Annotated in this window: 23 protein-coding genes; 14 read left to right on the forward strand and 9 right to left on the reverse strand. The window is 61.5% G+C overall.

Going from position 1 to position 20,526, the window contains the following annotated elements:
• Positions 1-54 precede the first annotated feature (54 nt).
• From ureE to D0Z70_RS16895, 5 genes are read left to right on the forward strand one after another with little or no spacing between them, the layout of a single operon-like run.
• Positions 55-552: an urease accessory protein UreE gene (gene ureE, locus D0Z70_RS16875; protein WP_119748483.1), complete on the forward strand. Its 498-nt coding sequence runs from the start codon at positions 55-57 to the stop codon at positions 550-552.
• The gene (locus D0Z70_RS16880) at positions 512-1,222 is read left to right on the forward strand and encodes an urease accessory protein UreF (protein WP_239018983.1); all 711 of its coding nucleotides are present in this window, start codon (positions 512-514) and stop codon (positions 1,220-1,222) included. Before ureE ends, D0Z70_RS16880 begins: the two co-directional genes overlap by 41 nt.
• Positions 1,219-1,863 carry an urease accessory protein UreG gene (ureG, locus tag D0Z70_RS16885; RefSeq protein WP_119748485.1) on the forward strand — a complete coding sequence of 215 codons (645 nt, stop codon included), beginning with the start codon at positions 1,219-1,221 and terminating at the stop codon, positions 1,861-1,863. The genes D0Z70_RS16880 and ureG overlap by 4 nt, the downstream gene beginning before the upstream one ends.
• A complete protein-coding gene (locus tag D0Z70_RS16890) occupies positions 1,863-5,222 on the forward strand; it encodes a hybrid sensor histidine kinase/response regulator (protein WP_119748488.1) in 3,360 nt (1,119 codons plus the stop codon). The genes ureG and D0Z70_RS16890 overlap by 1 nt, the downstream gene beginning before the upstream one ends.
• Positions 5,219-6,136, forward strand: coding sequence for a response regulator transcription factor (locus tag D0Z70_RS16895; RefSeq protein WP_119748490.1), 918 nt, complete (start codon positions 5,219-5,221; stop codon positions 6,134-6,136). The genes D0Z70_RS16890 and D0Z70_RS16895 overlap by 4 nt, the downstream gene beginning before the upstream one ends.
• Positions 6,137-6,143: 7 nt before the next feature.
• Here D0Z70_RS16895 and D0Z70_RS16900 read toward each other — a convergent pair whose 3' ends face one another.
• From D0Z70_RS16900 to D0Z70_RS16925, 6 genes are all read right to left on the reverse strand, one after another.
• Entirely contained in the window at positions 6,144-6,431 is a 288-nt protein-coding gene (locus D0Z70_RS16900; RefSeq protein WP_119748492.1) for a hypothetical protein, read from the reverse strand.
• On the reverse strand, positions 6,428-8,011 hold the full coding sequence (locus D0Z70_RS16905) for a PepSY-associated TM helix domain-containing protein (protein WP_119748494.1): 1,584 nt from the start codon (positions 8,009-8,011) through the stop codon (positions 6,428-6,430). Before D0Z70_RS16905 ends, D0Z70_RS16900 begins: the two co-directional genes overlap by 4 nt.
• Entirely contained in the window at positions 8,008-8,313 is a 306-nt protein-coding gene (locus D0Z70_RS16910) for a hypothetical protein (protein WP_119748496.1), read from the reverse strand. The genes D0Z70_RS16905 and D0Z70_RS16910 overlap by 4 nt, the downstream gene beginning before the upstream one ends.
• A 111-nt stretch (positions 8,314-8,424) precedes the next feature.
• The gene (gene rsgA, locus D0Z70_RS16915) at positions 8,425-9,459 is read right to left on the reverse strand and encodes a ribosome small subunit-dependent GTPase A (RefSeq protein WP_119748498.1); all 1,035 of its coding nucleotides are present in this window, start codon (positions 9,457-9,459) and stop codon (positions 8,425-8,427) included.
• A gap of 53 nt (positions 9,460-9,512) precedes the next feature.
• Positions 9,513-11,012 carry a UxaA family hydrolase gene (locus tag D0Z70_RS16920; RefSeq protein ID WP_119748535.1) on the reverse strand — a complete coding sequence of 500 codons (1,500 nt, stop codon included), beginning with the start codon at positions 11,010-11,012 and terminating at the stop codon, positions 9,513-9,515.
• Between the two features lie 70 nt (positions 11,013-11,082).
• Entirely contained in the window at positions 11,083-11,862 is a 780-nt protein-coding gene (locus D0Z70_RS16925) for an N-formylglutamate amidohydrolase (RefSeq protein WP_119748500.1), read from the reverse strand.
• Between the two features lie 14 nt (positions 11,863-11,876).
• Between D0Z70_RS16925 and D0Z70_RS25705 the strand changes: the two genes are divergently transcribed.
• From D0Z70_RS25705 to D0Z70_RS16935, 3 genes are all read left to right on the forward strand, one after another.
• Positions 11,877-11,999 carry a hypothetical protein gene (locus D0Z70_RS25705; protein WP_275402222.1) on the forward strand — a complete coding sequence of 41 codons (123 nt, stop codon included), beginning with the start codon at positions 11,877-11,879 and terminating at the stop codon, positions 11,997-11,999.
• 76 nt (positions 12,000-12,075) lie between these two features.
• Positions 12,076-12,903 (forward strand): transglutaminase-like domain-containing protein, encoded by an 828-nt coding sequence (locus tag D0Z70_RS16930; protein WP_119748502.1) that lies wholly within the window; start codon positions 12,076-12,078, stop codon positions 12,901-12,903.
• A gap of 111 nt (positions 12,904-13,014) precedes the next feature.
• Positions 13,015-13,467 carry a PA2169 family four-helix-bundle protein gene (locus D0Z70_RS16935; protein ID WP_119748504.1) on the forward strand — a complete coding sequence of 151 codons (453 nt, stop codon included), beginning with the start codon at positions 13,015-13,017 and terminating at the stop codon, positions 13,465-13,467.
• Between the two features lie 152 nt (positions 13,468-13,619).
• Here the strand turns inward: D0Z70_RS16935 and D0Z70_RS16940 are convergent, their stop codons facing one another.
• The 3 genes from D0Z70_RS16940 to D0Z70_RS16950 are packed head-to-tail and all read right to left on the reverse strand — an operon-like array spanning position 13,620 to position 16,029.
• The gene (locus D0Z70_RS16940; protein ID WP_119748506.1) at positions 13,620-14,375 is read right to left on the reverse strand and encodes an SDR family NAD(P)-dependent oxidoreductase; all 756 of its coding nucleotides are present in this window, start codon (positions 14,373-14,375) and stop codon (positions 13,620-13,622) included.
• 38 nt (positions 14,376-14,413) lie between these two features.
• Positions 14,414-15,181: an SDR family NAD(P)-dependent oxidoreductase gene (locus tag D0Z70_RS16945; RefSeq protein ID WP_119748508.1), complete on the reverse strand. Its 768-nt coding sequence runs from the start codon at positions 15,179-15,181 to the stop codon at positions 14,414-14,416.
• Positions 15,178-16,029: an SMP-30/gluconolactonase/LRE family protein gene (locus tag D0Z70_RS16950; protein WP_239018984.1), complete on the reverse strand. Its 852-nt coding sequence runs from the start codon at positions 16,027-16,029 to the stop codon at positions 15,178-15,180. The genes D0Z70_RS16945 and D0Z70_RS16950 overlap by 4 nt, the downstream gene beginning before the upstream one ends.
• Before the next feature lie 182 nt (positions 16,030-16,211).
• Here D0Z70_RS16950 and D0Z70_RS16955 point away from each other — a divergent pair, with 182 nt between their 5' ends.
• The 6 genes from D0Z70_RS16955 (at position 16,212) to D0Z70_RS16980 (ending at position 20,436) form a co-directional block, all read left to right on the forward strand.
• Positions 16,212-16,811 carry a TetR/AcrR family transcriptional regulator gene (locus D0Z70_RS16955; protein ID WP_239018985.1) on the forward strand — a complete coding sequence of 200 codons (600 nt, stop codon included), beginning with the start codon at positions 16,212-16,214 and terminating at the stop codon, positions 16,809-16,811.
• On the forward strand, positions 16,808-17,476 hold the full coding sequence (locus tag D0Z70_RS16960) for a TetR/AcrR family transcriptional regulator (protein ID WP_119748514.1): 669 nt from the start codon (positions 16,808-16,810) through the stop codon (positions 17,474-17,476). The genes D0Z70_RS16955 and D0Z70_RS16960 overlap by 4 nt, the downstream gene beginning before the upstream one ends.
• 79 nt (positions 17,477-17,555) lie before the next feature.
• On the forward strand, positions 17,556-18,422 hold the full coding sequence (locus D0Z70_RS16965) for an SDR family NAD(P)-dependent oxidoreductase (protein WP_119748516.1): 867 nt from the start codon (positions 17,556-17,558) through the stop codon (positions 18,420-18,422).
• Between the two features lie 83 nt (positions 18,423-18,505).
• Positions 18,506-19,336 (forward strand): TauD/TfdA dioxygenase family protein, encoded by an 831-nt coding sequence (locus D0Z70_RS16970; protein WP_119748537.1) that lies wholly within the window; start codon positions 18,506-18,508, stop codon positions 19,334-19,336.
• A 43-nt stretch (positions 19,337-19,379) separates the two neighbouring features.
• Positions 19,380-19,940 (forward strand): nuclear transport factor 2 family protein, encoded by a 561-nt coding sequence (locus D0Z70_RS16975; RefSeq protein ID WP_119748518.1) that lies wholly within the window; start codon positions 19,380-19,382, stop codon positions 19,938-19,940.
• Positions 19,879-20,436 (forward strand): carboxymuconolactone decarboxylase family protein, encoded by a 558-nt coding sequence (locus D0Z70_RS16980; protein WP_119748520.1) that lies wholly within the window; start codon positions 19,879-19,881, stop codon positions 20,434-20,436. The genes D0Z70_RS16975 and D0Z70_RS16980 overlap by 62 nt, the downstream gene beginning before the upstream one ends.
• Positions 20,437-20,526: the final 90 nt, after the last annotated feature.

Raw genomic sequence — 20,526 nt, forward strand, 5'->3', positions numbered from 1 at the left:
GACTGGGCTCCCGCCTGCGCGGGAGCACGTTATTCTTCATATCGGAGCATCCCCATGCTGACCGCCCACACCGTCATCCCCCACGGCCACTGGTCCGGCCCCGCCGCCGATCATATCATGCTGGATCATGACGCGCGCCACCGCCGCCGCTGGGTCTATACTGCCGACCATGGCACGCTGTTCCTGCTCGACCTGGCCCGCGCTACAGTGTTGCACCATGGCGATGCGGTGCAACTGTCCGACGGGCGGCTGGTCGAAATCCTCGCTGCGCCCGAAGCACTGGTCGAGGTCACCGCTGCCGATCCTTCCGCGATGATCCGCCTCGCCTGGCATATCGGCAACCGGCATCTGCCCGCCGAACTGCACCCCCACGCGATCCGCCTGCGCGACGATCATGTCATCAACGCCATGTTGGAAGGGCTGGGCGCGACCGTCACGAAAATCCACGCCCCCTTCACCCCCGAAGGCGGCGCCTATTCCGGCGGCGGGCATCATCATCATGGGCATGATCATGATCATTCCCATGATCACCATCACGACCATGCTGGCTGACGCCGCGCTGCACCGCCTGCTGGCCTGGACCTCGCCCTCCTATCCGGTGGGCAGCTTCACCTACAGCCATGGCCTGGAAACCGCGGTCGAGGATGGACGCATCACCACCGCTGGCCATGTCACCGCCTATATCGAGGCGGTGCTCGCGCGGGGCGGCGGCTGGATCGATGCCGTGTTATTCGTTCACGCCCATCGCGCTGCGCATGATGAGTCAATGTTCGACGCCCTTTCAGAACTCGCCGCCGCCTTTCGCGGCAGCAGCGAAACAGCGCTCGAAAGTCGCCAGCAGGGTGGCTCCTTCCTGTCGGTCACGCGCAAGGCGTGGCCCCACCCTGCGCTGGATGCGTTTGCGGCGCGAAACGGTGACCACCCCATCGCCCATGCCACCGTCATGGCGCTGGCCTGCGCCGTCCACGACATCCCGCTGGAACCCGCGCTGCACGGCTGGCTGCACGCGACCGCCGCCAATCTCGTCTCGGCGGGCGTGCGGCTCGTGCCATTGGGCCAGACCGATGGCCAGTTGGCGCTCGCCGCGCTATCCCATGCCATTCCCGCCATTGCAGAGAAGGCACTCCATACTTCGCTCGACGATCTCGGCACCGCCGCACCCGAACTCGAACTTGCCAGCCTTTCCCACGAAACACTCTATACAAGGTTGTTCCGATCATGAATCCGGTTTCTTCTGGTCATAACGGTCCCCTGCGCGTCGGCATTGGCGGCCCGGTCGGTTCCGGCAAGACCGCGCTGACCGACCGGCTGTGCAAGGCGATGCGCGACCATTATAATATCGCGGCCATTACCAACGACATTTACACGCGTGAGGACGCCGAATTTCTCACCCGCTCCGGCGCACTGGTGCCTGAGCGGATCATGGGCGTGGAAACCGGCGGCTGCCCGCACACCGCCATCCGCGAGGATGCCAGCATCAACCTGGCCGCCGTCGATACGATGCACCGCAAATTCCCCGGCCTCGAACTCATCTTCATCGAAAGCGGCGGCGACAATCTGGCTGCGACCTTCAGCCCCGAACTCGCCGACATCACCATCTATGTCATCGACGTGTCGGCGGGCGACAAGATCCCGCGCAAGGGCGGCCCCGGCATTACCCGGTCTGACCTGCTGCTGATCAACAAGATCGATCTTGCCCCGCTGGTCGGCGCGGATCTGGGCGTGATGGACCGTGACGCGAAGAAGATGCGTGGCGATCGCCCCTTCCTGTTCACGAACCTCAAGGACAATATCGGGCTGCAAGCGGTCATCGACTTCATCGTTGCGACCGGCGGCCTGCGCCCCTTCCCTGCCGCGATCTGATGGACCGCGCCGCCTATGTCCTGCGCGAAAAGCGGCTCTATAATAAGTGGGTCGCCAGCCAGACATTGGAGGATTATGCCCTGCGCTACACCGCTGACAGCGCCCGACGCTGGTCGGCGGGACAGGTCGCCAACACCGCGATCGGCGCGACCGCCTTCCTCGCCTGCGAAGCGATCGGCGCGTCGATTACGCTCACCTATGGTTTCGTCAACAGCGTCGCCGCCATCGCTGCTGCCGTCGCGCTCATGTTCGTCATCGGACTGCCGATTGCCTATCATGCTGCAAAGCATGGGCTGGACATAGACCTGCTGACGCGCGGCGCGGGGTTCGGCTATCTCGGCTCCACCCTCACCTCATTGATCTACGCCAGCTTCACCTTCCTGCTCTTTTCGGTCGAAGCGACGATCATGGCGGTGGCGCTGACCGCCATGACCGGCATGGCGATGAGCGTCGCCTATCTGGTGAGCGCGCTGGTCGTCATCCCGATTGCCCTTTACGGCATGAGCGCCATCACCCGCTTCCAGAATGCGACGCAAGGCATCTGGATCGCGCTGCAAATTGCGCCCATCGCCTATATCCTCTGGTCCGGCCCGACGGCGTTGGCGGAATGGTCGCGCTTCACCGGGCAGTTGGGCGCGAAAGATGGCAGCGTCAGCCTGCTCTATTTCGGCTTCGCGCTCTCCACCCTGCTCTCGCTCCTCCCCCAGATCGGCGAGCAGGCGGATTATCTGCGCTTCCTCCCCAGCGCCAAAAAGATCGGCAAAGGCAAATGGTGGGCGGCGATGCTGGCGGGGGGGCCGGGCTGGACGCTGATCGGCGGCATGAAGCTGCTGCTCGGCTCCTGGCTCGCCCATTATCTGATCGGCGGCGCGGCTTTGGCGAGTGACGCCGCGAACCCGACGGCCATGTTCCACGCGATCTTTACCGCCATGTCGGGCCATGCCGGGCTGTCGCTGGTCATCACCGGGCTGTTCGTCATCATCTGCCAGCTCAAGATCAACGTTACCAATGCTTATGCCGGGTCGATTGCCTGGTCCAACTTCTTCGCCCGTCTGACCCACAGCCATCCCGGCCGTGTCGTGTGGCTGATCTTCAACGTGTTGCTGGCGCTGCTGTTGATGGAAGTCGGCATTTTCGATGCGATCGAGGCAATATTGATCCTCTACGCTACCGCCGCGGCAGGCTGGATCGGAGCGCTCGCAGCCGACCTCATGATCTCCAAGCCGCTCGGCCTCTCCCCCGCCGGAATCGAATTCAAGCGCGCGCACCTCTATGATATCAACCCGGTCGGCATCGGCGCGATGCTCTTGTCGATCCTGATATCGGGCTGCGCGCATCTGGGCCTGCTAGGCGATGTGGCGCAGGCCTTCGCGCCCGTCATCGGCATGGTGGTCGCCTTCATTGCGGCACCACTGATCGCGCTCGTCACCCATGGCCGCTATTATATCGCCCGCCGCGCCGAGGCGACGGAAGGGGACGACGCCAAGAGTTGCATCATCTGCGAAAACAGCTTCCAGCCGGTCGATATGGCGCATTGCCCCATGTATGCCGCCCCGATCTGTTCGCTCTGCTGCACTTTGGAGGCCCGTTGTCACGACCGTTGCAAGACCGACAGCCGCGCCACGCAGCAGGCCGCGCGCTGGCTTGAACATCTGCTGCCACAACGCATAGCGCGTTATGTCCACACGCCCGTGGGCCATTTCTTCGCCGTCATGGCGGCCATCACCATCGCCAACGCGGCCTTGCTGGGCGGCATCAACTGGCAGATCGGTCGCTGGATGCCAGACATCGCTGTGGAGATGTCCGGCCTGATGCTGGGTCTCTTCCTGCTCTTTTCGTTGTTCGGTGGAGTCATCGCCTGGATGATCGTGCTGGCCCATCAAAGCCGCCGATCCGCGATGCAGGAAAGCGAGCATCATGTGCAAAAGCTGATGGAAGAGGTCATCGCTCATGACGTGACCGGCGCGCAGTTGCAAAAGGCCAAGGAGGCGGCGGAATCCGCCAATGCCGCCAAGAGCCGCTATCTCGTCAGCGTCAGTCATGAGATCCGGTCGCCGCTCAACTCCATCTACGGCTACGCGCAACTGATGGAGCGCGGCCATGACATCGCCCCGGTCGAAGCCGCCAAAATCATCCGTCGCAGCGCCGAGCATCTCACCAATCTGGTCGAAGGGTTGCTGGACATTTCGCAGGTCGAAAGCGGTGTGCTGCGCATCAGCAGCGAAACCGTGCGCCTGGCCCCCTTCGTCGACCAGATCGCCAACATGTTCCGCCCGCAGGCGCAGTCCAAGGGCATCGACTTCCTGTTCGAGCGCCCAGACCAGCTGCCCGATTTCGTCCGCACCGACCAGAAACGCCTGCGCCAGATCCTGATCAACCTGCTGTCCAACGCGATCAAGTTCACCCGATCCGGCGCGGTCACTTTCCGCCTTACCTATCGCAGCCAGATGGCGACATTCGACATTATCGACACCGGCATCGGCATCGCGCCCGATGATTTGAAGCGCGTATTCGACCCGTTCGATCGTGGCAGCAACCCGGATGCGCAACGGCAGAAGGGGATCGGCCTTGGCCTGTCGATCACCCAGGCGCTTGTCCAGATATTGGGCGGCGATCTATCGGTCGTCAGCGAGAGCGGAAGAGGCACGCAATTCACCGTCCGCCTGATGTTGGGCCATGTCGCCAATCCGGTGGAGGATGCGCCGCCGGTGGACCGGATTTCCGGCTATGTCGGCGACCGGCGCAAAGTGCTACTGATCGACGATGATCCTGCGCAGGTCGCAGTGCTGCGCGGGCTGCTCGAACCGCTCGATTTCACCGTCCTGGAGGCACTGAGCGGCCGCGCGGGGTTGGAGATCGCGGCCCGCGACGCGCCCGACATCATCCTGCTCGACATTTCCATGCCCGGCGAATCCGGCTGGGACATCAGTCGGGCTTTACGGGCTGCACTGGGCGGCGCTGTGCGGATCATCATGGTGTCGGCCAATGCCCATGAATATCATCGCGGCGGCGACGGGCAGGCGGCGCATGACATGTTCCTGATGAAACCGGTCGATCTCGACGCTCTGCTGGATGCGATCGCCGATCAGCTCCATATCCGCTGGACCGGCGACGCCCCGCTGCCGCCTGCGCCAGCGCCCGACGAGTTTGACCTGCCTGTCCTGCCAGAGGACGCGCTGCCCATCCTGGCCGATATCGAGCAAAAGGCGATCATCGGCCATGTGCGCGGCATCGAATCGAGCATCCGCGCGCTCGAAGCAGCCGTGCCGGAGGCTCAGCCGCTCGTCGCGCTAATGCTCGCCCATCTCGACCGTTTCGACCTTAAGGGGCTGATAAAAATCATAAGGGCCGTCAAATGACCACTCCCCATGCCGACACCGTCCTCGTCGTCGACGATACGCCCGAATCGCTCCGTTTCCTGACCGACACGCTGGAGGCCGCGAACATCTCCGTCCTCATCGCCACCAGCGGCGAAGCGGCGCTCGAACTGCTGGCCCATGTAACGCCCGACCTGATCCTGATGGACGCGGTGATGCCGGGTCTCGACGGCTTTGAAACCACCCGTGCGATCAAGCAGATGCCGCGCGGCGCGCCGGTGCCGATCATCTTCATGACCGGCCTCACCGAAAGCGAGCATGTCGTCCATGCGCTGGAAGCGGGCGGCGTCGATTATGTGCGCAAGCCGATCGTCGTGGAGGAACTGCTCGCCCGCGTCCGCGTCCATATGGCCAATGCGCGCCAGACGCAGGGCGGCCATTATGCGCTCGACGCGACCGGCCGCAACCTCATCGCGGTCGGCAGCGACGGCGCGCTGTCATGGCGCACGCCCGGCGCGGACAAACTCATGGAATCGCTCGAACCCGGCTGGTCGCGAACTGACGTTGCACTGCCCGCGATGCTGCGGACGCCAGTAGCCCGCCTGCTGCCCGACGATCTGCCCGCAGGCACCACGGTCAAGACCGACAGCCCCGGCGGCGACACGGTGGAACTGATCATCGTCGGTCGCCCCCGTGCAGGCGAAACCCTCATCCGCCTCAATCATCTGGACCCTCAGGCCGACATTGCCCGGCTGCAAAGCCATTTCGCCCTGACCCAGCGCGAAGCCGAAGTGCTGCTATGGATCAGCTATGGCAAACCCAACCGCGTCATCAGCGAGATATTGGTGATCAGCCCGCGCACGGTGAACAAGCATCTGGAGCAGATTTTCGAGAAACTGGGCGTGGAGACACGGGCGGCGGCGGCAGCCTTCGCAGTCAGGATCATCGCGCAATAGGCACGCCTTATTGGCGGCTAGCCTCAATGCGTTTCGTCCATGCCGAAAAGGCGAGGGTGACGAGCCAGCCGACCACAGCATAGCCGCCGAGCCACAGCAGAAACGCCGCAGCATCGCCCATCAGGACAAAAACAGCCCCTGGCAACAGGCTGGCGGCCGTGAGCAGTCGGCGCGCGGTCGTCCCCTGCACCCCGCCGGGCAATTTGATACTCCGCCGCCGCTTGGGATCGCCCAGGCACAGGAGCGCCAGCAGCGCGGCCGAAAAGGCGATCGAGGCGAGCAGCATGGCCATCATTCCGCAGCCTGCAAGACGCGATGGCCAGCGCCCTGGCGGCTCTGGCTGGTCCGAAGAACCGACCATAGCAACCAGCCGCCGGTCAGCAGGAAAGCCATATCCAGCGCCACGATGACCGGCTGCCCCGCCGCCATCGCGCTCTCCCAGCCGGGGCCACCGGTCAGCAGGCGCAGCGGCAGCAGGACCAGCATGATGGCCGCCATCGCCCCTTGCAGCACACGCGCGAAGGCGGTGCTGGTCGGCCACAGAAACCCGGCCAGGATGATGACGGCGGACGCGATCAGGAAACTGGCGGGCGTCCAGTAGGTCGCGCTGCCCAGCGGCATGGCGACAAGGAAAGCAGCGGTCGAAGCCAGCAGCGCAACGGGCAGGCCCAAACCGACGATGACCAGCGACCGATCAAGCCAGCCGAGCGACCGCGCGCCCTCCTCCCGCCGCACCAGCCAGAGGCGGATGCCGGTATAGGTGACATAGCACATGGCAAAACCCAGGCCGAACCAGATCGCCTTCGACAGCATCCCGGCGAAATTGCCGAAGTGGAGCGGCGACATGATCGCGGCCAGCGTGCCCCCGGCAGACGGCGCGGGACCGATCAGTGGCTTGACCTGATTGAAGCGCGCGGTCGCGCCATCATAGAGCAGGGAAATGGGGGCAAGGCCGCCGCTTTTGGGCGGGTGATAGGTCGTCACCTTGGCATCGGCGCGACCGAAATTCTCGACCGCGATAAAGGTGGGGATCGCCCCGGCCCGCGCGATCGCATCGCTGGTGATGTGGTCGAAATTGCCGATCGCGGCGGGGCGTGGATCGGGCTTGCCGGGGGTGCCATAGACAGCCTCGGTCAGCGCGACGACATCCCCGCCAAAGGCGGCCATCGCGACGATCGGCACGCCGATCGTGCCGAAAAAGGAAAAGAAGCTGCCAGTAAAGGCCAGGATGAAGGCGAAGGGCAGGCTCCACGTCCCGGCAACGCTGTGCCGGTCGCGATTGACCAGCACCGGGTTCGCCTTGCGCCGCAGCGTGAAGATGTCCTTGAACAGATGACGATGGATCAGCAGGCCGGATACCGCCGCGACCAGCATCGACAGGCCGACGATCCCGGTCAGCAACAACCCCCAGGGATTGGGGACATGGAGCCGGACATGGGTATCGACCAGAAAGCTGCTCAACGCATTGTCGTTGCGCGGGCCGTACACATCCTCGTCCGTCCCCTGCTGGCTGTGGGTGACACGGCCATCCTTGCCGACGACATAGAAGATGCCCCGGCTGATCAGTTCGCCCTTGTCCATCTCATGCCGGTGAAAGAAAGCGCCCAGATCATGATCGCCGACCTCAAACAGATCGACGGCTTCATGATATTGCTTGGGCGTACGGTCGCCCAGCGCGCGCATCGTGTCGGCCATCGGCCGCTCGAACGCCGATTGCGACGTGATATGGCCCGCCGACCAAGTGCCGATCTCTTCGGCAAACACTGCCGCCGTGCCGGTCAGCACCACCGCATAAAGCAGCAGGCCGAGCAAGATGCCCGACCAGCCATGCACCGCGACCATCGCCTTGGTTTCATCCTTGGGCAGGTGGATCATCGATGGCTCTCCGTCGCGGCGGGTTGTGTTGCGCCAAATTTCTGCGCGATCAGCCCGCCATGGATCGCTAACAGCCCACCTGCGATGATCGCGACCCGACCGAGCCGCCGGTCAAGACAGGCGTGGAAGAACAGCCCGGCCCAGATCAGCGGCACCAATATCAGCGGGAGTACAAGATTATCGATCCCTGCCGCCCCGCCCGGCAGCCACAGCGCCATGCCCGCCATCATGACCAGCGCCACGATCACCGCCCCCGGTCCGGCGAGCGCTATGCGTATCCAGCGGCGTGATCGGGGAGACATGGCAAGACCTCAATGGAACATCGCCAATCCCATATCGCCGTTACTGCATATTGCAAGTCATTATCATCAATAGCGACGGACATTATGCCGCTCAATGCAGCGGATCGCATCTCATTTTCGCTTGGCGGCCGCCGCCGCTGCGATACGATCCAATGCGCGGCGTTCGGCGGGGCTGGCGCTGTTATAGGTTTCTTCCGCCACCAGTGCGCGCCAGCGATCCAGACGGGCGGGTGTCAGCCGTCCATCGTTTATCGCCGCCTGAACCGCGCACCCCGGTTCACCTTTATGGGCGCAGTCGGAAAAGTGACACTGCTCCGTTGCCTCGACTATGTCGGCAAACACAACGGCAAGGCCTGACGCCACGTCGGTCAGTTGCAACTCGCGCATCCCCGGCGTGTCGAGCAACCAGCCGCCCTGATGCAACCGATGCATCTCCCGCACCGTCGTGGTGTGACGCCCCGTGCCGTCAGCCTTGCGGATATCCTGCGTCGCGATGCTATTCGATCCGCGCAGGGTGTTGACCAGCGTGGACTTGCCAACGCCCGACGATCCGACCAGCGCGACGGTTTGCCCCTTGCCACACCAGTCTGACAGCCGCGCAGCACTGGTGGGATCCTTGCCATTGATGGTTTCCACCTGCAATCCCGGCTGCAAGTCACGCGCCGCCGCCGCGAAAACCTCTGGCGTGTCGGTCAGATCGGTCTTGGTCAGGACGATCACGGGATGCACGCCCACCTCGCGCGCCAGGATCAGATAGCGTTCGAGCCGGGGGATGCTGAAATCCTGATTGCAGGAGGCGACGATGAAGAGCGTATCGACATTGGCCGCGATCAGTTGCGTTTTCTGGTCACCACCGGGCGCACGCCGCTTGAACAGGCTGGCGCGCTGAAGGATCTGCGTGATCTGGAGCGTGGCAGGATCGATCAGTACCCAATCGCCAACGGTGGGATGATCCTCCGCCGCCAGGCCATCGCCAAAGCCGGGCTGGATATCGAGCACCCCGCCCTCGCCTGCCACCGCGATCTTACCGCGATGCACTGCCATCACGCGATATGGCTTGCCGCCGTTGTCGTCAGCCTCTGGCACTTGCGCGCTGAAAAAGGCGCGCCAGCCCAGCTCGTCCAACGTCTGATGAGTTGCTTCCATACATTCTGCCATGCCGCGCAAATGGCCGTTTGTATAGGGAGCGTTGCGCGCGCCTAAAGGGTGACACCGCGTTTCCAGATGCCGATCGAGCGTTCGTCATTGCGCTCATTACAGGCCTGCGCACCACTTGCGACCGCAACGATGCGATCCAGCAAAGCGTTCGCGGCGGCATCCATGCCGTCTGTCAGCACCATCCCCGCGTCAAAGTCGATCCAGCCCGGTTTGGCTGCCGCCAGCGCCGCGTTGGACGCGATCTTCATCGTCGGCACCGGACTGCCCAGCGGCGTACCCCGGCCCGTGGAAAACAGCGTCAGCGTCACGCCCGCTGCCGCCAGCGCCGTCGTCGATACCGCGTCATTGCCCGGCGCCTCCAATATCGTCAGCCCGTGCCGGGTTGCGATATGGCCATAATCGATGACATCGACGACGCGCGCCAGCCCGCCCTTTTGCACCGCGCCGAGCGATTTCTCCTCCAGCGTGGTGATGCCGCCTGCGATATTGCCGGGGCTGGGATTTTCCGACACCGGCTCGCCATGGTCGAGAAAATAGCGTTTGAAGCGATTGACGACCTGCGTCAGCCGATCGAACACCGCCTGGCTCTCCGCCCGCGCCAGCAGCAATTGTTCCGCGCCGAACATTTCGGGTATTTCGGTCAGGACCGCCGTTCCACCCGCTTGGGTAACCGCGTCCGCCATCCGGCCGATCAGCGGATTGGCGGTCAGGCCGCTCATCGCGTCCGAACCACCGCATTTGACCCCCAACCGCAGCGCCGACAGCGGCACCGGCTGCCGCACATCCTGCGCCATAAGATCGGCGAGCGCTTCCAGCGCCGCTTTACCCGCGGCAAATTCATCCTGCTCGCTCTGCGCCCGCACAGTGCGGACCCGCGCCCGTTTTTCTGGCGGGATATGCGCCAATATCAGGTCAAGCTGATTGGATTCGCAGCCCAGCCCGACGATCAACACGCCGCCTGCATTGGGGTTTTGCGCCAGCGAAGCAAGGATCGCTGTCGTACCTTCCAGATCATGGCCCAGTTGCGAGCAGCCAAATGGATGGTTGAACGCATGGACGCCATCGACATGGTCGCCGACCAGACCCTCGCCCCAGCGGGCCAGCCTTTCGCCCAGACGGCCGACGCAGCCGACCGAGGGCAATATCCAGATTTCATTGCGGATACCGACGCTGCCGTCCTGCCGAACATAGCCCATGAAACCGGGCCGTTCACGGTCCGGCGTTTCGACCGCCTCCGCAGCCTTAGCCGTATATTCGTATGCAAGTTCGCCCCGCAGCGCGGTTTGCACATTATGACTATGCACATGCTCACCGACGCCGATCGGCTGCGTCGCGGTGCCAATCGGGGCGCGATAGCGGCGGACGGCGCTGCCGACGGATATGTCATGGACGGCAAATTTGTGGCCCGACGAGATCGCATCGACAATGGTCACTTCGCGATCACCGATGGCAACCACCTGCCCGGGCGCGAGCGGCATCAACGCAACGGCTACATCATCGTCCCGCGCGACTTGCAGCGCCGTGATTTCTGGGTCTGGCATGGCATTGGAATAGATCGTTGCCAGCGCTAGCACAAGCCATATCGGCCAGACACATGATGCGGATTCGCCATCAACTGATGCGTTGCAAAGCGTCTTTTGCGGCTTGCGCCAAATGATCGGCCCAGAGCATGCGTCCCTCGACACTGGTGATCAAATCCTGCCGCACCTCGATCTCCGCATAGGCAAGATCGCGAGGAAAGGCATGGAAAGGAACGGTAAAGTCCGTCGCATCCATGGCGTAGGGAACATTGTCGCCCACGGTAAGGGCCGCTGTGTCGCGCAACGCCGCCAACATGGCATGGGCAAAATGGGTGCAGCCAAGCCAGTGCAGGACACCCACCTCCCACGGTCGAGCAATCCCGCCCATAACCGGCGTAAAACTGTGGAGCGATAGCAGGATCGTGTCGCGCCCGGCCGCGCGGCGCGCGTCGATCCTCTCGCTGATCGCCTGATGATAGGGCGCGTGAATCGCCGCCACCCGCACAGCGCGCGCGGCTTCGTTCAATCCCTCATTGCCGCTGATCCGGCTGCCGTCGGACACAACCGGGATTGCGTCATCGCGCGCAGGATTGCGGTTGCAATCGATAACCAGACGCGAATAAATCTGGTGCAGAAAGGGCGCGTCGAGCCGTTCGGCCAACCTATGGCCCAGACCATGAACACCAATGTCGATCGCTATGTGGCGGCGGCGGTCAGCATCGCACAGGCCCAGATCACCCAGCGCCTCCGGTATCGCCGCCCCGGCATGATCGCCGATCAGCAGGAACGGGGACGCGCCTGCTGCGTTGAACAGCCCGAACGGTGCCGGATCGTTCAGACCCAATAGCTCATTTGCCACGCCTTTGGCCATCAGGATCCTCCCCCATGACCATGCTGACGATCAATAATGTCATCCGCACTCGCGATCGGCATTGGGCTTTCCTGTGCGAACATGGCACCTTGATGCACTTGCCAGAGACATTTGGCCAGCACCCCGGTCTGCACTGATCCCCGGCCTGCGTCGTCCTGCCCTACCTAAAGCCAATAACGGCCGCCCTGTCGGCACTTCAGGAAAGTCCCCTCCATGCTGATCCGCTGCGGATATGAAATCAGATTTGAAACCCAGAACAAGACCGCGATGATGGCGATGCTGAGCCTGCATCCCTCCCGCCATCTCGACCTGCGCACGCCCCAGCGACTGATGGCCAGCCCGGACGTGCCGCTCTATCATTTCGAGGATGACTTCGGGAATGTCGCAACGCGCCTAACAATTCCGGCGGGCGGCGTTACCCTGTCATGCGATTTTGTGATTGAGGATAGCGGCGGAGTGGATGTGCCGGCTCCCGATGGCCCCCACACGCCGGTCGAGGAATTGCCCGATGCGGTGATGCCCTTCCTGCTGGGTAGCCGCTATTGCGAAACAGACCGGTTGATGGCGTTTGCCTGGGGCAATTTTGCCCATTATACGACGGCCAAGGCGCGGGTCGATGCCATCGTTGATTTTGCCCACAACCATATAGAATTTGGCTATCATCATGCCCGGTCCGATATGACGGCCTGGAACGCTTTTCAGGAAAAGCGCGGCGTGTGCCGCGATTTTGCCCATCTGGCTGTCACCCTGTGCCGCTGCATGAACATTCCGGCACGCTATTGTACCGGCTATCTGGGCGACATTGGCGTTCCCCCGGTTGATGCGCCAATGGATTTCAGCGCCTGGTTCGACGTCTATATTGATGGCAACTGGTATACGCGCGACGCGCGCCACAACCGGCCCCGCATCGGTCGCGTCCTGATGGCGCGTGGCCGCGACGCGACTGATGTGGCGCTGACGACGGCATTTGGCCCAACAAACCTGGTCCGGTTCGACGTCCATACCGACGAGGTCCAGTCAGTCGACGAAAAATCATACTGATGGAGGTTAAGCGGGGCGCAATCGATGCGACTTTCACGAAGGATCGTCGTTGTTGGATCATGCAGTCGCCCACCGCCGCGGTGACTGCCACCCCCATAAGAGGAAATTCCTATGTCCGATAACAGCCACGATATTTCGACCCTGAACAGCCTGATCGCCACGACCATCGACAGCGCCGATGGCTATACAGAAGCCGCCAAGGACAGCGAGAATAGCCGCTTCACCACCCTGTTCACCAGCCGCGCCAGCGAACGGCGCGCCATCGCCACGCGCTTGCAGCAGCAGGTGACCGCACTGGGCGGCAACCCGGAAGATGACGGCACGCTGCTCGCCGGAGCGCATCGCATGTTCCTCAACCTCAAGTCCGTGGTCACCGGTAATGATGACAAGGCGATCATCAACGAAGTTGAAGCTGGCGAAGATCATATCAAGGCCAAGTTCGAGGATGCGCTGGAGGACACGAAGCTCAGTCCGGTTGTGCGGGCATTGATTGAAACCAGCTATGCGTCGGTCAAAGCCGGACATGACGAGATGCGCGACATCAAACATTCGATGCAGCATTGATGCAGAAGCGGCGGGGGCAACCCCGCCGTTTTTCTTGGGCAGACATATCAGGACAAGGCCCCCCAGTGCCAGTCTGCGGTCACTCCCCGCCCTCATCGGGCGGCAAAGCTGCACCTGGCGCTAAGAGCCAATGATGTGGCGCAACCAGACAGTTAGGGCGCGCATCCGCCGTTTACGCCCAGTAGCTGGCCCGTGACGTAGCCAGCTGCATCCGAAGCGAAAAATGCACAGGCGGCGGCGACATCTTCGGGCTGTCCTATACGGGGTATGGGGTAAGTGGCGACGATCTGCTCCCATGGTATAGGGAAAAGATTGCCGTCCATGGCGCGCCTGGCCATGGGGGTTTCGATAAAGCCGGGCGACACCGAATTGACGGTTATGCCCTTTGCACCGAGTTCGATCGCGAGGGATCGCGTCATGGCGATTACCCCGCCTTTCGTTGCCGTATAATGGACCATATTGGGTGCTCCCACCTGCGCGCCAAGCGCTGACAGGTTGACGATCCGCCCCCAACCCGCAGTGACCATGTCGGGTAGAACCAACTGTGTGACATGGTAGGTACCCTTGAGATTTACATCCGTCAGACGGTCCCAGACATCCTCGGCGATATCCTCAAACGCGCAAAAATCCTCTACCCCGGCATTGTTGACAAGGATTGTTATCGGTCCGAGCACTGCCCGGATATTGGCAAGGGCAACCTCTATCTGCGGACGGCGCGCAATATCGGCCGTGACGGCGAGAGCCGCGCCCCCGGCGTCAATGATTTCCTGCGCAACACCTTCGGCAGCAACGCCGTCGCGGTCAAGGACGCCAACCGCGCGACCATTCCGGGCAAGGTGCAGACATATCGCCCTCCCCATGCCTGCCCCACCGCCCGTCACCAGTGCTGTTTTGGCAGATTGGATCATTATATTGAGTATCCCTTCTCATGCGTCGGCTGGGCGCCTCAGAACATTGTGCTTCCGCCGTCGGCACCGATCGTCTGCCCGGTGATATAATTGGACTCATCGCTCGCCAGGAACAGCGCTAGCGGCGCGATATCATCGGGCGATCCGAACCGACCCAGAGCGACCTTGCCAAGCTCCAGATCATAGGTTCCGCTATCTTCCAGATACCAGCGGGCCTTGGGTGAAAGCGCCGACGGCAAAATGGTGTTGACCCGAATGGCATATTTGCCCCACTCGCGTGCTGCCGTTCGCGTCAGGGCGCGGATCGCTTCCTTGCTGGCAGCATAGGCCAAAAAGCCCGGTTCGCATCTTATACCGTAGCTGGACCCCATGTTGATGATTGAGCCACCGCCCACATCGCGCATGTGGGGGAAGCAGGCCTGCATGAGCTGCAACGATCCAATGAAGCCGGATTCCATATCCGTGCGGACATGATGCTCCATCCGTTCATCGTCCAGCGCCAGATAATCGGTAAATGTATGGGCGTTGTTCACCAGCACATCCACGCGGCTCCAGCGGTTGATAGCCTGACAGACGACCATTTCTGCGTGATCGCGGTTCCCAGCCAAGGCTTCCAACGGCAGCGCTTCACCGCCACCGTCCCGGACGAGAGCAGCGACATCGTCCAGTTTGCTCAGGGTGCGCCCGGTAAGCACGACTTTGGCCCCTTCACGGGCATAGGCATATGCGATGGCGGCTCCGATACCTTGCCCTGCCCCGGTGACGATAGCGACCCGGCCTTCAAGCCGCCTGATTACGCCGGTCATGCCGGACCTCCGCCAAGGGCGAAGCAGGTCGGCGCAATCGGCAATCCCGCGACGCGACTGCGTAATTGATAGAGAATGGACTGATTTTTCTCTGGCAATGCTCCGACCGCCAGATTGTCGCCGCTGTCGCGGGGAACGCTGGTGATATAGCAATCGCGCATGTCCGGGCCGCCGAAACGGATCTGGGTAATGGCACCGGCGGGTGTCGCAAAGGAAGCATGTGGCCCACCATCCAGCGCGATCCGCGTCAAGCTGCTCGATCGATATCCGGTGATCCACAGATTTCCGTCTGCATCCAGAGCCATGCCGTCGCAATCGTCCTGCCTGAGAAGCGGCTGGCGATTGCTGAGCGTCAGATCCGGCCCGACATCGAAGGCATAGGTCGCGTCGAACGTGTCGTTGTAGAACAGGCGGCGACGATCGGCGCTCAGCATCATGCCATTGGTGAAGCCTAGCCCGTCAGCGGCAAGAAGGACGCGGCGATCCTGTGTCAGCCTATAGATGGCGGACGGCCTGGTCTGTTCGCCCTTTTCGATTTGCTCCAGATCGACGGTGCCGAAGAACAGGCCGCCAGCACAATCGGGAATCATTTCGTTCACGCCGTTTACAGGTTCGCCGTCAATCGTATCGAGCAGCCATCCGCCAACACCGCTATCCGGATCATCCCACTGAATTCCGCCAGCGCCGGACGACAGGATAGATCCATCCGCGTTCATCAATATGCCTCCGGTCCATTTGCGCGCCCTGTTGATGGTGGTGAAGGCCGAGCCATCGGTCCGCACGCCATGGATACCGCCAGCGATCACGTCACTGTACCAGATGACGTTGCGGACAGGGTCGAATGCCAAGCCTTCCAAATAGAGGCCGTCTGCAATTTTCTTGAAGCCGTCAAACAATGCAGCGCCCTCTTGTCGGCAGTCCATCTCTGTTCGTCACTTTGTTAGCAAATGTGAGACGTGTCAATCTCTCGCTCATTGCCGCCTTTACGCTGAGCAGGTCCAAGGTTAGGCAGAGCGCAATCAGGAACAGGATGGATATGGACGCAGAGGACAAGCCAACGGAACGGAGAATGGGACCGGCTGGATCGGACAATTGGCACGCCATGCTGGACGGCGCGGAATATATATTGCGTGAACAGGGCTATGCCTGCCTGACGTCGAGGGCAGTTGCGGAACGGATCGGGGTGAAGCAGCGGCTGGTCTATTATTATTTCCGCACGATGGACGAATTGATCGTAGAAACATTCCGGCGCCTTGCATCGCGCGAGCTGGTGCGGTTGCGCGTTGCGTGCCAATCCGACCGCCCGATGCACGACATTTGGGATATCTGCACGCACTCGACCGATGCGCGGCTGATCACCGAGTTCATGGCACTCGCCAATCACCTTCCGCCGTTAAGGGTTCATGTGATCGCGTATATTGAGGACGCGCGCCTGTTGCAGATCGAAGCGGTCACGGCCGCAATGAATCGGTCAGGCACCAGCACCCACCTGACCTCGGACAGCCTGGTCCTGCTTGCGACTGGCGCTGCCCTGTTGCTTGCACGCGAAGGCCAGTTGGGCGTCAGCATGGGCCATCAGCAGTTGGAGTCCGCCATCACCGACCTTCTTGCCCGGTTTGAACCAGCATGAGCGACCTGCCCAACGCCCCGCGCAAAAAAAGGGCTGCCCCCAAGCCATCTGCCAAGCCCAAGGCAAGGCGTTTTGGGACCGAACAATCCTCAACCCGCACGGTCATATTAGATGCCGCCGAAAAGGTCATCATCGAGGAAGGCTATGCCGCTGTCACGACGCGGCGGATCGCTGAGCGCGCCGGGATCAAGGCACCACTGGTGCATTATTATTACAAGACAATCGACGACCTCCTGACAGCGGTTTATCGACGCGGTGCCGAACAAAGCCTGCAACGCCATGCCGAAGCGATGTCACGCGGCGATCTGTTACGTGCGCTATGGGAAGTCAATGCCGACCCGGAGCGGACCGCCCTTGCCATAGAATTTATGGCTATGGCCAACCATCGCAAGTTCATACGTGAGGAAATAGCCCGCTATGCCGAGCAGATACGGGCGATTCAGGTGGTGGCGCTGACGCGCCATTTCCGTGAACGCGAGTTGCCGGAAAAGCCATTTGCCGCCTTGCCTCTGACCGTGATGCTGGCGTCTGTCGCCCGCTCGCTGGTGATGGAGGATGGCGTGGGTATCCATCTTGGCCACTCGGAAACACGCCAAGCGATTGAGGCGTTTTTAGACTCCTATCCCGGCGATCTGACGGGCTTGTTCGGCGATCCAGTGACCTGACAGGCACACGCTTGACCCCCTGCCTCACCCGCGCTAACCAAATGTTCAAATATTCAGTCGTTTGGTGAGGGGTATCAGGATGGGCGACATATCGGCAGTAGCTGTCGTAACGGGTGCAAGCCGTGGCGCGGGACGCGGCATTGCGATTGCGTTGGGCAGCCATGGCTGCACCGTTTATGTCACGGGACGCTCCCAGCAGGCGGGAGACAGCGCGCTGCCCGGCACAATCTATGAAACCGCCGAAGCGGTAACCGCCGCTGGCGGCAGGGGCATCGCGATCCGATGCGACCATGGCGATGACGCCGATGTGCAGGCGCTCTTCGAAACGGTGAAAGCCGAGCAGGGACGCATCGACATATTGGTCAATAACGCCGCAGCCGTACATGACGAGCTAACCCATCCCGGTGAATTTTGGGAAAAGCCCTTGAAGCTGGCGGACATGATCACCGTCGGTGTCCGCAGCGGTTATGTGGCAGCCTGGCATGTTGCGCCGGTCATGGCGCAGCAAGACCGTGGCTTGATTATCTTCACCTCAGCGTCTGGAGCGGCGCACTATTCTCTAGGTGCAGCCTATGGTGCGCACAAGGCGGGCATGGACAAGATGGCCTTCGACATGGCCGCCGATTTTCGCCACGCCGGATTAAATGTCGCCGCCATGTCCATCTGGATGGGTGCGTTACTGACGGACCGCCTGAAGGCAATCATCGCGTCCAACCCGGCGAAATTCGGCTATCTGGAGGGGCAGTGTGAAACCCCGGAATTCACCGGCCATGTTATCTGGGCGCTCTATAATGATCCTGCCTTGATGATCCTGAGCGGGCACACTGTGGTCGGAGCCGAGATGGCCCGCAAATATGGTTTGGCCGACAAGGGGCGCACGCCACCAACGACGCAGGAATTGCACGGGTTTGGCCCCTTGCACTTTCATTCAACGGTGATTCGCTAAACGGCGGATCAGCGCGATTGCGCCAGCTGGATTTTCGCGCTAAGCAAATGTTCAGTTTTTGGATAACGGAAGAGGATATTCTTATGGCGACAACCCTGTCAGATAGCTTTGTCGTTACCCAGGTGAAGCCATTGATCGGCGCCGTGGTCAAAAGCGACAAAGAGACTTTGCTGTCTGGTCGGCACGCCGCGCAAATCCGCGCCCTTCTGGAAGATCGCGGCGTTATCGTCTTTTCCAGAACAGATTTCACGGATGAGGAACAGGTCGCCTTCACCAAGACGCTAGGTAAGTTTGCGCGAGAAATGACGGGCGATGTGTTCAAGATTTCCATGGACAAGGCGGTCAATCCGATGGCCGACTATACCAGGGGTGCTTTCTATTGGCACATCGATGGAACGATGGACCGCGTGCCACTGTTCGCCTCCATGCTGACTGCCAAGATCCTGTCATCGAGCGGTGGCAACACGGAGTTCTGCAACACCTATGCCGCGTGGGATGCCCTGCCCGACGATGAGAAGGCCCAACTGGAAAAGCTCCGCGTGGTCCATTCGTTGGTCAACGCGCAACTGTATGTCCAACCCGAACCGGGCCTTGCGGAATATGATGCCTGGGCCAAGCTTGGCACCAACGAACTGCCGCTGGTCTGGACGCACAAGTCCGGCCGCAAGTCGCTCGTACTGGGATCGACGGCGGAATATATCGTCGGCATGGATCCGGTCGAAAGTCGTCGTTTGCTCATCCGCCTGCGCGAATGGGCGACGCAAGACCAGTTCTCGCTGAGCCATACATGGTCGGTCGGCGATACCGTCATCTGGGACAATACAGGGACCATGCACCGCGCGACGGCCTATCCGCTCGACAGCAAGCGAGAAATGCACCGGACCAAGCTGGAGGGCGAAGAAGAGTTCGCCTGAACAGCGCGCGCCTAACGATAAACTGACGACCAGGAGAGAGATAATGGCGCAAATCGATATCGCCGCACTGGCCCGTGATGTCGCCTATCTGATGGATCGACGCGCGATCGAGGATTGCGTGCATCGCCATGCACGCGGCCATGACCGCTTCGACGTGGATCTGTTGACGGCAGCCTATCATCCCGACGGGATCGACGAACATGGTGCCGCGGCGATCAATAAGGGGACCGATTACGCCGAATGGGCCAACGCCATCCACGCGGCTGGAAGCCAGTTGCATCTCCACAATATTACCACCCATACGTGCGACATTGACGGGACTGTCGCCCACGCCGAAAGCTATGTCATCGTCGGCCTGCTCAACCCGGACGGCAAGAGCGTGCGCCTTATCAATGGCCGCTATGTCGACCGGCTCGAAAAGCGTGACGGCGCTTGGAAGATTGCGCTGCGACGCTGCACGGTCGACTTGCTGATCGCTGGAGACGCCTCGATCCTGGAAATGCCGCAATTCAAGGCGGGTGGCTATATCAAGGGGCAACGCGATGGCAGCGATGTTTCCTACCAACGGCCGCTATCGCTCGATCTGCCTGCCAGCCGGTGGTGATCATATGAGCGATAGGCAGTTGCCCATGATACCGATGCTGCCTCGTAGCGAATGGACCGATGCCGCCCGCGATGTCTTTGCCTTCTGGGAAGGGCCAGAGGCACGGGAAAATGGTTCCCGATCCAACACCATGATGACCCTGGCCCAACATCCCCAACTGGCGATGCACGTACTGGAGTTGGGCAAATATATGCTGGTTGGCTCTACGCTCAGCCCACGCCACAGGGAGATGGTGGTGTTGCGGGTGGCTGCGCGTTATAGAGTGGATTATGAATGGGCGCACCATGTCCATTCCGCGCGACTGGTCGGCATGACTGACAACGAGTTTATAGCGCTTCAAACCGGGGGGGCCTCATCGCTGTGGTCAAACACCGATCAGGCGGTGATCGATGCAATCGACCAACTATGTTCAAACGGCAGGATTGATCCAGGGACGCAGGCAATATTGAGCGACGATATGGACTGGACTTGTAACGGTTTTGCGCCGGTCACTTGAGCGTTTTATGTTCGTGACAGGAGACCGACGAGATGATGAAGCATAGTGAAGAGTTTAAGCAGGAGGCGGTGCGGATTGCGCTGACCAGCG

This window comes from Sphingobium terrigena (genome assembly GCF_003591655.1).
Lineage (GTDB): Bacteria > Pseudomonadota > Alphaproteobacteria > Sphingomonadales > Sphingomonadaceae > Sphingobium > Sphingobium terrigena.